This window comes from Gluconobacter albidus, from assembly GCF_002723915.1.
In the GTDB taxonomy this organism is placed as follows: domain Bacteria; phylum Pseudomonadota; class Alphaproteobacteria; order Acetobacterales; family Acetobacteraceae; genus Gluconobacter; species Gluconobacter albidus.
The window spans coordinates 90,915-103,726 of sequence record NZ_BEWL01000002.1 but is presented as its reverse complement, the minus strand read 5'-3'; the positions used below and the strand labels follow the sequence as shown (position 1 = coordinate 103,726).

Below are 12,812 nucleotides of genomic sequence, written 5' to 3'. Positions count from 1 at the left end.
AAAACACATGACCAAGATCTGCGGCGACGCATCCAATTTCGCAATGTCGGCCCTTCGCGGGTTCAGCCTGATCCATCATGACCTTGTGCGCCTCGTCCGTGGCGGCGTTCTGCGGGCAAAGCCAGGTCCGAAAGGCAAAGTCGCCGTCGTGCTGGGCGGCGGCTCGGGCCATTATCCCGCCTTTGCGGGCTATGTCGGCAAGGGCTTCGGCGATGCTGCCGTGGCAGGCGACATTTTCGCATCCCCCTCCACGCAGGCGATCAAGAGCATCGCCCGACAGGCCGATCTCGGCGGCGGGATCATCCTAGGATACGGCAACTACGCGGGCGATGTGCTCAATTTCGGCATTGCCGCCGACCGTCTGCGCGAAGAAGGCTATGACGTCCGCCTTCTGGCAACTGCCGATGACGTGGCCAGTTCGGACGCTTCCACCCGCGAACGCCGCCGGGGCATTGCGGGAGACCTGCTGATTTTCAAGATCGTAGGGGCCGCTGCCGAAGCCGGACTGACGCTCGATGAGGTCGAGGAAGTCGCGCATCGCGTGAACCGTCAGACCTGCACCTTCGGCGTGGCTTTCGACGGCTGCACCCTGCCCGGCGAGACTGAAAAACTGTTCGAGGTTCCCAAAAACCGCATGGCTCTGGGCCTGGGCGTTCACGGTGAGCCGGGAATTGACGAACAGGACGTCCCCAGCCCGGAAGCGCTGGCAAAAATCCTGTTCGACCGCCTGCTGGCCGAAATTCCCCACGAGGCGCCGCGCCGTGTCGCCGTGCTGCTGAACGGTCTGGGCAGCACCAAGCAGGAAGAGCTTTTCGTGCTTTGGAACGCGCTGGCGCCAATGTTCGAAAACGCCGGGCTGACCCTCGTGGCCCCGCTGGTGGGCGAGTATGTCACAAGTCTGGACATGGCGGGCTGTTCCCTGACCCTGACATGGCTCGACGAGGATCTTGAGCAGTACTGGCGCGCGCCGGTGGATTCCGCGGCCCTGCGCCACGGCACACTGGTCGGAGACGGCGTGGCCGACCTTGCCGTCGAAGATGAGGCAACGATCGTCTATATGCGCTCCGATACCGCAGCGGGCCGTCAGGGCGGGGCGTGCGTCGCGGATGTCATGGAAAATCTGGCGAAAATGCTGGCCGCCGAGGAATCCAGCCTCGGCCATATCGACGCACTTGCAGGCGATGGCGACCATGGACAGGGCATGGCGCGCGGGGCCGCAGCGTCTGCCCGCGCCGCCCGTAACGCGGCCAATGCCGGTGCCGGCCCGGCTACGGTTCTGGCCACGGCAGCCGATGCCTGGGCCGATCGTGCCGGGGGCACATCGGGCGCGCTCTGGGGCGAAGGTCTGCGGGCCTTCAGCACGGCGCTCGATGATGGCCGTCTGCCAAATGCCCGGCAGCTTTCGCAGGGTGCCCGCAACAGTATGGAGCGCATCATGCTGCTCGGCAGGGCCAGGCCCGGCGACAAGACGCTCGTGGATGCGCTGGTCCCGTTTGTGGAAACGCTGGAGCGGGAACTGGCCGCGGGCCATGAACTCGTCAAAGCCTGGATGGAAAGCGCGGAAGCCGCCTATCAGGCCGCGCAGGACACACGCAACCTGTTGCCCCGGATGGGACGTGCGAAAATGCATGGCGAGCGCAGCAAGGGCCATCCCGATGCCGGCGCCCTGTCCCTCGCCCTGTGCGTACGCAGCGTCGGCAGGGACCTGAAAAGCGGCATGGCTGCCCAGCACGGCCACGATCTGCTGCACGACCTCAGGGCCTGACAGCAAAGTCACCGGTCATCGTCTCTTCTGCTTGGGCGGACGATGACCGGTGCCCTCCTTTTCGCCAGTTAAAGGGCGATCGGATACTCACGCGACGGCCTGTGTTCCGATACAAGTCGTCCTGAGAGTTCACGGATAATCTCGGGATGCCTGGCGGCCACATCGCGCTTTTCGCCCGGATCTGCCGTCAGATCATAAAGCTCCAGCCGGGATGACCCGACGGGCCGCACGATTTTCCATCGCCCCAGACGCGCCGCCTGCCAGAAAGACGGCTCATATGTCTCCCAGTAGAGCAGTCGCTCCGGCAGCTCCCCATGCCCCAGCAGAACGGGCGTCAGATCGCGACCATCCGTCACCACAGGAACACTGCGCCCTGCCAGCCCGAGAACCGTCGGCAGCAAATCGGGATGATAAACGGGTGTCCCGTTCGTCGCGCCCGCAGCGATCCGTGAAGGCCATCGCGCAATCAGCGGAACACGGATTCCACCCTCGTAAAGCTCGCGTTTATAGCCTCGCAACGGACCATGAGAGTTGAAGAAGGTCACAACTTCCGTCTGCTCCGCCGTAGGTTCGGATCTCGGCCCATGATCGGACGACACAAACACGATCGTATCATTGTCCAGCCCGGACGCTTCAAGCGTTTGCAGAATACTGCCGACGCCAGCGTCCAGAAATTCGATCATGGCCGCATAGGCCTTTTCCCGGGCGCCCCAGGGCTCTCCTGCATAATCCCCCTCGGCTGGTGTAATATGCGGGCTATGCGGCGCATTATAGGCGACCGTCAGAAAAAAGGGCTTCTGACGATGACGCCTGATGAAGTCGCAGCTCTGATCCGTCACGATGTCGGTTTCGTAGACAGCCCGCCCCCCGCCGGCATTTCCCGCGACATCCTGTAACGTCGTGCCGTCGTACCATTTCTCCGGAAAATAGCCCTGCGTCTTTTCCGTTTGCGTCAGCCATCCGTGGAATTCATCAAACCCGTGCCGCGTCGGGATGGCGTCAGGATCGTAACCATCGAGATGCCACTTCCCCACCAGCCCCGTCACATATCCCTGCTCTTTCAGAACGGACGCGACCGTCGGTTCCTGATCGAACAGATTGGCCCTGCGGATCTGTTCCTTCCCCTTGTATCCGACCACGCCTCCGGCGAGCGCAAAATTGTCTCGGATGGACGCATGTCCCATATGGCGCCCCGTCATGAGCGCACAGCGGGAAGGCGAGCAGATAGGCGCGCCACCATAAGCCTGCGTGAACTTCATGCCCTGAGCCGCCATCCGGTCGATATGCGGTGTGCGGATTCTGGTCTGGCCGTAACAGCCCAGATCATACACACCCAAGTCATCCGCGATGATGTAAATGATGTTGGGCGCCCGCGAGACTGCCCTGGAAGCCGCCTGCGCAGCCCCCTCCGAGAGACCCAGAGTAACCGTGCCGAGCGCTGCGGTCCCGGCGAGGAGTGTCCGGCGGTTCATGCGGATTGAACGGATCAAGGCCTGCGCCTCCTTTGATGGAACGGGATTCATTGGCCGGAGGACTGCGCAGTCGTGAGGGTGACCGTGTCGATACGGCCCGTAAATGCTGCGGGCACAGTATAGGCCGGGCTCACGGCAGATCCCAGATCACGACCGATATCGAGGGTCTCGCGCGATGACAGGGCGATGTTGCTGAAACGCGCCTGCCGGGCCGGGGCTCCGTCCACGGAAAGCCCTACCGTCGCGAGAACCGGTTTCCCGCCCACCCAGCGCCGGATCATCTCCGCTGCCGCATCGCTTTTCCCCGCTGTCCGCTCCTGCTCCGGTGTGACCGTCACGACAATATGCCGCCGTCCTGCCGCCAAAGGAGCAGACGTTACGATCTGTCCTGTCCGCACACCATTTGCATTGGCTTCATAAACAAGGCGCCCCTTCGAAACATAAAGGGTGACACCCCCATATCGCCCGCCCTCGGCGAAAATCACCCCCTGCGCCCCGCCCGCAGGGACATCGACATCAGCACTCAGCGTATACGGATCATGCCCCAGATCCGGTGCAAAACGCGGCCCTACGCGATCCACGCCAGAGCGGTATGTAAAGACCGTCTGGCCTGTCGCCGTACCAAGCGGATAGGCGTCAACTCCGGGCCGGAGCGGATCTGCATGATTACGGCTGGCCTCGTGCTGGAAAAGCGCCTGAAGCTCTTTGAGTTTTTCGGGATATTTCGCAGCCAGATCATGGGCCTGACTGTAGTCATCGCTCAGCCTGTAGAGCTCCCACGGATGCGTCTGCCGCTGTGTCCCACGCGTAAGATACACGCGGTTGTCACCCACCTCCCACGTTTCCTGAGCAAGCTGGCCGGCCCACCATCCATCGGAATAGATGCCCAGATTTCCGCTCGTGGTGAAATACTGCACTTTGTGCCGCGAGGGGGCGTCGGGATGATCGAACGTATAAAGCAGGCTCCGGCCTTCAATCGGGAGTTGCTCAACGCCCGCCGTGTGGGACGGCGGTGTAATTCCGGCGGCTTCATAAAGCGTTGGCGCAATATCGTTCAGATGCCCGAATTGCCCCCGTATTCCATGAGTATCGTGGATGCGTGCGGGCCAGGAGATGACCAGCGGGTCCGTCGTCCCGCCCAGATGGGCGGCATCCTGTTTCGTGCCCTGAAACGGAGACGTCAGCGCCCATGCCCATGCGGCGGCATAATGGTTGAGATACAACTCGCTTCCCAGCGCATCACTGTCGGCCAGACGCGTCCTGACATCCGGCGTTCCGCCCTCCGCAGTCTTCGCATCCTTCCCCAGAAACCCGCCTTCGGCACTCCCCCCATTATCCCCGAACACTTCCAGGACAAGCGTGTTGTCCGCAATGCCTTCCTCCCGCAGCGTCTCCAGAAGCCGCCCGACTTCATGATCCGTCTCTTCGGCAAAAGCGGCATAAACCTCGGCCTGATGCGCGAGCAGCTTCTTTTCATCCGGAGACAGACTGTCCCATGCAGGCAGGGTGGAGGGGCGCGGTGTCAGTTCCGCATTCGCCGGGATAACGCCAAGCGCCTTCTGACGCTCAAAGCTCTGCTGCCGGATAACATCCCAGCCCTGATCGAACTTCCCTTTATATTTCGCAATCCATGCCTTGGGCACATGATGTGGCTCGTGCGTCGCACCCGTCGCATAATAAAGGAAGAACGGTTTGTCGTGCGCCACGGCGTCATGCTGATGCAGCCAGCGAACGGCTTCGTTGGTGATGTCGGTCGTGAAGTAATAGCCCTGTTCCGGCGTGGAAGACGGCTCAACAGGGGTCTGGTCACGGTAAAGACGCGGATAATACTGGTTGTCCGCTGCGGCAAGGAAGCCGTAGAAATGTTCGAACCCCCACCGCCCTGTCGGCCACAGATCAAATGGCCCCGCCGCGCTGATCTGCCAGTAAGGCGTATTGTGCCATTTCCCGAATGCCGCCGTATTATACCCGTGTTCCTTGAGAACTTCGGCAACCGGCGTCACGTTCGCAGGCAGAACGGTATTATATCCCGGATGCTTCGAAGCCGCTTCTTCGATATTTCCAAACCCCACCTGCCGGTCATTGTATCCCGTCAGCAATGATGCCCGCGACGGGGAGCACAAAGCATTGACGTGAAAATTGTCATATCGCAGCCCGGCATCCGCCAGACGTGCAAAATCCGGTGTCGAAATCGGACCACCAAAAACATTCGTCGCACCAAATCCGACATCATCAATCAGAATAACGACAATATTCGGCGCCCCCCTGGGCGCCTGTGGCGATTGCGGCCAACCCTGCGTCGCCTGGGACGGTTCTGCTGCATGGACATGCTGTGCAAGGCTGCCCCATAAAAGCGTACTGCCCAGAAGAAGGCCCAGAGACGTCTGTCTTTTCATGACCATTCCTCGCCGGTTCAGTAATTCACGCGGGCAATAAAGCCGAAATTGCGGGGCTGCGTGACATAGGCGTACCAGCTGCCATTCCCCGAAGCGGCGCTTCCTTGGGAAATCTGCGACACACGCCGCTCGTCCGTTGCATTATTGATAAAACCCGCAAGCTCCCAGCGCCCCTGATGGTCGCGAAACCCGAAATTCAGGTTCAGCGTGCCATAGGCCGGCACCCAGCCATAAACGGAGTTGTTGCTGGAGGTGTTCATACGGGTATTGTAATTGTAGCTCCCACCTGCATAGGCATCGAGAGGGCGGGAAAAAACCTTTCCGATCCCGTGCGAATACTGCACCGCAGCCGACAGCGCCCATCTCGGCACGAACGGAATCTGCGTATGGGCGAGACTGTAAGCGCCTTTCCATGCCAGTTCCGGCGGCGCACTTGTGGAATACTGGAGGAACTGGGCGTCATTATAAGACGCAGACAGAGACGTTACGAGATTGGCAAGCGGGCTGTAATGAATGTCCATCTCCGCACCACGGACCCGCACTTTTGGAGCACTGCTCAGATAGGAAACCAGCGCGCCCTGATATTCATGAACTGCCGTGACCTGATAGTTGTGGTCGTTCGTCTGATACAGCGCCCCACTGACCAGAAGACGGTTCTGAAGAAACTGCGCCTTCGCCCCAACCTCAAAGGAGTCATCCGTCTCCTTTCCGACATTCGGCGAAACTGCGCCCTGAGAAAGCTGGCTCGCAGAAAAAGAGACCAGATTGAGGCCACCGGATTTTCCGCCACGGCCATAGCGGCCATAAACAATGGCATTATCCGCCACATGGTATTTCGCAACGAATTGTCCGGTTACGAAACCATTATCGACATGCGCGCCATATCCCGTATTGCTACCATACAGGCCCCAGATTTTCTGTGCCGTAGCCACTGATGTAACGGCTGAATTATAGCTTTCGGGTGTGACCTGCCACTGGGAAAAACTTCCCGTTTTGGTGCTGTAATTATATCGTACACCCGTCACGAAATCCAGTTTGCGGGTGATGTGCCAGGTCCCGTTCGCATAAAGCCCGTAATAATTGGTGGTGGGCTGTCCATAGCTGCGCACGTCATAATTGTTCAGGACATTCGAGGCCTGTTCGGCAGAGATACCGCTAACGGGTGAGCTTCCGGTTCCATATCCATACCACGCCCCGGCATCCGGTCCGTAGCGGGTGTCACCGTAAACGCGGTTTTCCTGCCACATGTAAAACGCTCCAACCCGATAATCGAGCAGACGCCCCAGAGAACTGGAAAAACGGAGTTCCTGCGTGAACTGCCTTTGATCGACCTTGGCATTGCTGTTGAGAATGGCATTGGCCGGCCCCAGATCACCGTCATTATGCGGTGCCCAGTCCCACCACCGGAAAGCCGTGATGGAGGACAGCGTGAAATTGGCATGGTGCCAGTCCACATGGCCCGAAAGCCCCATGTCTTCCTGCTCTGCGTCAGAAAGAGAGCTTCGGTTGATGGTATAGGGCGCATTGGACGGAGCCGTCGCGCCATATCCGGCCCAGCCCAGACGCTGCGGCAGCGTTCCCGCTACGGCGCTGCCATCCGTCTTGGTTGCAACGATCTTGTAGAGCCCCCCAGAGCAGCAGTTCTCACGCAGATGGGCATAATCTCCCGTCAGCCGGACACTCAGCTCATCCGTGGGGTGATACAGAACCTGAGCGCGGAAAGAGCGGCTGGTCTGGCCGTTAATATCGCCACCACCCGCAAGGTTTTTGACCCAGCCGCTGTTGCCATATCCCAAAGCACTTAGCCGGACCGCAAGCTTGTCCTTGATCAGCGGCGTCGTAACGCCAAGGCTCCAGCGGTTATAATCATAATTTCCAACCCCCGCCTCACCATAAACATGTCGGGTATGCAGATCCGGCGCTGCCGTGGTGAGTTCGATGGCGCCTGCCGTGGCCGTCATGCCGCCTTCCGTTCCGGCCGGACCACGCAGGACAGTGATCCCGTTCAGATCGACCAGATCGCTCAGCGCTGTCGCAGGGCGTGAACGATAAACACCATCGACATACACCGCCACGCCCCCTTCGATCCCATCGGTCGCTGCCGTCCCGGCGGCTCCGAGGCCACGGATATTGATTGTGGTGTTGCGCGGATTGGAAATATTGAGCTGAACGGTAGGCAGAAGGCGCGCGGCCTGGGGCAGGGCCGTGATATGTTCGGCCTTCAGTTCCTGTGCACCGATCCGTGTCGCAGCCTGCGGAACGTTCTGAAGCGCATGCGTTTCCTGGTCAATCGTGTGCGCTGCTGCCTGCACTGGAGATGCGACCACGTGGATCAGTTCCGGATCGGAGACCGGCGCCTTGACTGCTTTGAGAGTGGGCCGGGCTGCCGGAACCGATTTTGCCGTCTGATGCCTGTGCGCGGCATGCGTGGCCGCGGGTCCTTCCGTGTGGGCAGTGTTCTGTGCCTGCGCACTGTCCCACCCCGTCACATCAACCACGGCCGCGATGGCGGTAAGCAGGACGTATTTTTTCTTCATGACCAGAATATTCCCGAAACCGCATTAACATTTATATATCGTTGTTTTTACATAAGAACGATATATCGTCGTTTTGATTCGGTCCATACGCACGTAACGGATTCGGGATGTATTTATTAGTACTATTTATTTGAGTTATATATTCCGTCGCCTGTTGTGATCAGCTGCGGTGAAGCCCACGTCAATCTGACTGGGACGCATCATAATGATCCGCAAAATCCTGGGCATCCGCTCCCCAACTGTAACTGCCCTGCGGAAAAGGCAGCATCGTTGCATTCCAGACTGCCCATTCCTTTTTCAGACGGGCAAAAAGCTCCGGTTTGCGATCTTTCAGATTGGCTCTCTCGCGCGGATCGCTGACAACGTCGAAGAGAAATTCGTTCTCCCCGATTTTCAGATATTTGTAATCGCCATCGAGATGAGCGTGCTGGTCATGGATCTTGTAACGCCAGAACAGTGAGCGCGACTGGCGTTTCTCCGGATCACTCAGGAACGGCAGAAGATTTGTGCCGTCGGACGGGAAAGTTGCGTCCGGCGTCACGCCCGCAGCAGCCAGGAAACTGGGAAGCCAGTCCATCGTGATGAGGGTCTGGTCGCTCTCGGACCCTGCCCTCACCCGTGCGGGCCACCTCAGAACCGCCGGTACCCTGAGCCCACCCTCCAGAAGCTCCCCCTTCATGCCCGTAAAAGGCCAGATCTCGGAGAAACGCTCGCCGCCGTTGTCGCTGGTAAACACGACGATCGTATTTTCCGTCAGTTGATGGCGGTCAAGTGTCGCAAGAACCCGGCCGATCTGGTCATCCATAGCTCTGACCATCCGGCCATAGGTCTTCTGCGTTCCGCCATCATAGTCGAAGATCCTGCCTTTCAGGCGCTTTGATTCGGCCTCGTCCTCCGGCCCTTCCCAGGGCCAGTGCGGCGCATTGAAATGCAGACTGAGGAAAAATGGCGACGTGTCCTGTGCGAAAGTGTCGACCAGCCGAACAGCTTCGTCCCCCAGAAGCCCCGTCAGATAACCATGATCGTGGATCAGATGGTCGTCCCGATAAAACTGGTCCTCGCCGGGTTTTCCCTGATGGGTGAAATAGTCGGCAGCGCCACCGGAAATACCGTAAAAATGGTCATAGCCGCTCTTGAGCGGCCCGAACTCCGGAGGGCTCCCAAGGTGCCACTTCCCCACCAGAGCTGTCCTGTATCCAGCCCTGTGAAGCTGCTCCGGCAGGGTCGGCAATCCCGGTGGAAGCCCGATTTTCCCGCTGGATGAGGCAATCGGTTCTTCCAGACCACAGGCAATCCGGTCCTGATAACGCCCGGTAATCAGGGCCGTCCGCGTCGCGGAACAGACGGCGGAGTTCGCATAGGCACGCGTCAGCTTGATGCCTTCATGCGCGATACGGTCGATGGAAGGCGTCGTAAAACCCGGCGTGCCGAAGCAGCTCACATCCGCGTATCCAAGGTCATCCGCGAGAATGAAAATGATGTTCGGCGCCTTTGTCCCTTCGCCGAAACGGCCCGAAATCCGGGGCTGGGCGATCGCCCGCGCTCCCAGACCCGTAATTCCGCCAAGGCCGATCCCTGCAACTGTGGAAAGGAAGGCGCGACGCCTCTGGACAAATCGGGTCATCTGCGGGCTTTCAGTCTGGATTATTAAACTATCAATTATGGTTAAAAATATTAACAACCAAAAAATAGGATGTAAATTCATAAAAACCAATATTGATGGTTGAAAGAACCCCGAAAAGCGGTTTCAGTTCGGAAGCTCCCCCCGGGAGACCATGATTCCAGATGACAGGGTAAGTGATATGGCTTCGTTCCGACTCAGGCTTTCCACCGTCGCTACGGGTACGATGGCCTTGTGCACTGCCCTCATGACCTTCCCGGACGTGGCAAAAGCCGTCCCCAGCGTAGTGCCGACCGGCGTCACCCGTTACAGCCCCGAAAAGGCTTACAACAGCTTCCTCCTGTTTTCCGGAAGCGACAATCATACCCATCTCATCGACATGAACGGTCACGAGGTCCGGCAATGGGCACAGGCCGGTTTCCCCGCCAAATACATTGATCCCGCTCTGGTCCAGGGGCAGAAAGGCATTATCGGGCTTCAGCTTTCGGAAATCCGCGGGGACGGCACCCACAAGATCCCCGGAGCCACAGCCGGTTTCCGTAACCGGACTTTCGGCTATGTGGACTGGTCCGACAAAACGCTCTGGGAATGGGGGCTTCAGTCGCCCGAAAGCAATGCCCGTCAGCATCATGACTGGGCGCGCCTGCCCGATGGCGGCACGCTTCTTCTGGCCAACCAGAACCGCTCCATCCCCGGCGGAGCCAAGCCGGTACTTGATGACGTGATTTATGAGATCGCCCCGGACGGCAAAATCCGCTGGACCTGGAAGGCCGGAGACCATCTTCAGGAATTCGGCTTTACCGACAGCCAGCTTCAACTGGTAACGCATGCTGAAAATCCGGATTACCTTCATATCAACAACATGCAGCTTGTAGGCGATAACCACTGGTACCGTGCAGGAGACAAGCGTTTCGCGCCAGACAACATCCTGATCGACTCACGGGAGGCCAACTTCATCGCGATCCTAGACCGCCATTCCGGCAAGGTCGTATGGCGTCTGGGCCCCAACCTCCCGCAGCGGCGCCGCAGCGAACCGGCTGTTCCTTTCGCCGTCGACCAGTTCGTCGGACAGCATGACGCGCATCTTGTTCCCGAAGGCCTACCGGGTGCAGGCAACCTGATCGTTTTCGACAATCAGGGCGAAGCAGGCTATCCCGCCCGTCCGTTACAGGTCGCCAACGGTTCGCGAATTCTGGAAATCAATCCCGTAACGGCACAGGTCGTCTGGCAGTACACGGGCGAGAATTCGGGCGGCCCGCCATGGTCCTTCTACAGCAGCTTCATCAGCTCCGTGGACCGGCTGCCCAATGGCAATACCCTGATTGACGAAGGCATGAACGGACGCTTCTTCCAGGTCACGCCCACGGGTGAAATCGTGTGGGAATATGTGTCGCCCTATTCAGGTGAAACGCCCGGCAGCTCTCCAGGAAAAACAACGCGCTCCAACTGGGTCTATCGTATCCAGCCCGTGCCATATGGATGGGTGCCCTCAACCGTCTCCCATACCGAAACAGTCGTGGTTCCGGCTTCAGATCCGGAAAAATAATATAACCGCAGGGCTGGCAGCCAAAGTCATGACGCCAGCCCTTCCTTCTCAGGCAGGCACCGTCGGTTCCGAAGGGGACTGACCATCGGGCGGATTGACAACCGCCCCCACCGGAGCCGCCACAGGCCCTTTGAGAAGCGGGTCCTGCGTCTCCTGCATCCAGCGCCTCAGGCGTTTTCGCATCTCCCGCAGAACGTCTCCGTACTGCGGATCGTGACACAGGTTACCGGTTTCCACAGGATCGAACGTCAGATCATAAAGAGCCTCTTCAGGCAGACGATGATCCGGCCATCCTGCCTCGACCCAGACGGACTTGCTGGGACTGTCATCGCAGTTCGGCAGTACGGGCTGCCTGCGACTTCCAAATCTGCGAATATATTTCCATCGCTGCGTCCGGACGGCCCGCATCGGCTCATAAGACGCGTGATATGTCATCTCGGCATAGACGGCATCCCGGATTTCCACCTGACTGCCCTGCAAGACCGGGAGGAAAGACTGCCCCGCAAGCCAGGAAGGACGCGGGATGCCCAGGTAATCATAAACTGTCGGAAAAACATCAATCTGCGAGATCATCACGTCCGACTGATGCCCCACGGCCAGGCCCGGCCCCCGCATGATCAGTGCCGTTCCGATCCCGTCATCCGTCAGGTTGCATTTCATGCCCGGAAAAGCGATGCCATGATCCGTGACGAAAATAACCAGCGTGTTGCGGTCATAACCATTTCTGGACAAAGCCCGCAAAACCCGCCCCACACCCGCATCCAACTGACGGGCGCTTGCTCCGAACGCCGCGAAATCATGGCGGATTTCCGACGTATCGGGTAATGGACGCGGAACGCTTCGCACACGCTCCAGATCCGCGGGTGTCGGGTCCGGATACTCCCGATGCGTCTCGAAAAATCCGACATCCAGAAAAAACGGCTGTCTGGGCCGGCTGTCCAGAAACCGCTCGGCTATGGGTGCCACCACAGAAGCTTCCGCACGCCATTTCCCGCTCTCGTCGCGATAGGCAAGGTTCCTGTCATACCCCAGCGTGTCTGGATCAGCGGCAACATGCTGCATCCCTGTCAACACGGCCTGATATCCGAATTTTTGCAGGTCCCGGAAAAGGAGCTGCCGCGGATCGTTCAGCCTGAAACCCCGATGCGCCAGCCCCATCATTCCGGAACAATGGGGAGACTGACCGGTCAGCAGAGCCGCACGACTGGGAGAGCAGACCGGTGCCGCACTGAACGCCTGCCGGAACGTCACGCCCTCACGCGCCAGAGAGGCTATTTCCGGAGTAGAGACCGCGCTGTCATAGGGCTCGAGCGCCCGCCCGCTGTCATGGGAATGAATATAGAGAATATTCGTCCACCTGCCTTTCGGAAGGGACTGCCCATATCCTTTTGTCACGAAGGCGCCTCCGCCTGAGGCAAGAAGGGTGCGACGTCTGACCTGTACCATGATATTCCTGCGGATATTCTGGCCCTGCG

The 12,812-nt window shown here is 59.2% G+C and carries 7 protein-coding genes; 2 read left to right on the top strand and 5 right to left on the bottom strand.

All coding sequences use genetic code 11. From position 1 onward, the window contains the following. Window positions 1-7 precede the first annotated feature (7 nt). Window positions 8-1,765 carry a dihydroxyacetone kinase family protein gene (locus tag GAL01_RS03410; protein ID WP_062030981.1) on the top strand — a complete coding sequence of 586 codons (1,758 nt, stop codon included), beginning with the start codon at window positions 8-10 and terminating at the stop codon, window positions 1,763-1,765. A gap of 68 nt (window positions 1,766-1,833) precedes the next feature. On the opposite strand, the gene GAL01_RS03405 is transcribed toward GAL01_RS03410, so the two are convergent. The 4 genes from GAL01_RS03405 to GAL01_RS03390 form a co-directional block, all read right to left on the bottom strand. Continuing rightward, window positions 1,834-3,255, bottom strand: a complete 1,422-nt coding sequence (locus tag GAL01_RS03405) for an arylsulfatase (protein WP_231865379.1) — start codon at window positions 3,253-3,255, stop codon at window positions 1,834-1,836. A gap of 29 nt (window positions 3,256-3,284) precedes the next feature. Next, the gene (locus GAL01_RS03400) at window positions 3,285-5,633 is read right to left on the bottom strand and encodes an arylsulfatase (RefSeq protein WP_062031063.1); all 2,349 of its coding nucleotides are present in this window, start codon (window positions 5,631-5,633) and stop codon (window positions 3,285-3,287) included. Window positions 5,634-5,650: 17 nt separating this feature from the next. Further along, window positions 5,651-8,170, bottom strand: a complete 2,520-nt coding sequence (locus GAL01_RS03395; RefSeq protein ID WP_062030979.1) for a TonB-dependent receptor — start codon at window positions 8,168-8,170, stop codon at window positions 5,651-5,653. Between the two features lie 181 nt (window positions 8,171-8,351). Continuing rightward, complete coding sequence (locus tag GAL01_RS03390; RefSeq protein WP_062030977.1) at window positions 8,352-9,794, bottom strand: sulfatase family protein; 1,443 nt, start codon at window positions 9,792-9,794, stop codon at window positions 8,352-8,354. A gap of 178 nt (window positions 9,795-9,972) precedes the next feature. Between GAL01_RS03390 and GAL01_RS03385 the strand changes: the two genes are divergently transcribed. Beyond that, a complete protein-coding gene (locus GAL01_RS03385) occupies window positions 9,973-11,337 on the top strand; it encodes an aryl-sulfate sulfotransferase (RefSeq protein WP_062030975.1) in 1,365 nt (454 codons plus the stop codon). Window positions 11,338-11,385: 48 nt separating this feature from the next. Here the strand turns inward: GAL01_RS03385 and GAL01_RS03380 are convergent, their stop codons facing one another. Further along, complete coding sequence (locus GAL01_RS03380) at window positions 11,386-12,783, bottom strand: sulfatase family protein (RefSeq protein ID WP_062030973.1); 1,398 nt, start codon at window positions 12,781-12,783, stop codon at window positions 11,386-11,388. Window positions 12,784-12,812: the final 29 nt, after the last annotated feature.

Coding starts and splice junctions, on each gene's coding strand:
- GAL01_RS03400 (WP_062031063.1), bottom strand. CDS start 5,633: ATGAAAAGACAGACGTCTCTGGGCCTTCTTCTGGGCAGTACGCTTTTA.
- GAL01_RS03390 (WP_062030977.1), bottom strand. CDS start 9,794: ATGACCCGATTTGTCCAGAGGCGTCGCGCCTTCCTTTCCACAGTTGCA.
- GAL01_RS03395 (WP_062030979.1), bottom strand. CDS start 8,170: ATGAAGAAAAAATACGTCCTGCTTACCGCCATCGCGGCCGTGGTTGAT.
- GAL01_RS03385 (WP_062030975.1), top strand. CDS start 9,973: ATGGCTTCGTTCCGACTCAGGCTTTCCACCGTCGCTACGGGTACGATG.
- GAL01_RS03410 (WP_062030981.1), top strand. CDS start 8: ATGACCAAGATCTGCGGCGACGCATCCAATTTCGCAATGTCGGCCCTT.
- GAL01_RS03380 (WP_062030973.1), bottom strand. CDS start 12,783: ATGGTACAGGTCAGACGTCGCACCCTTCTTGCCTCAGGCGGAGGCGCC.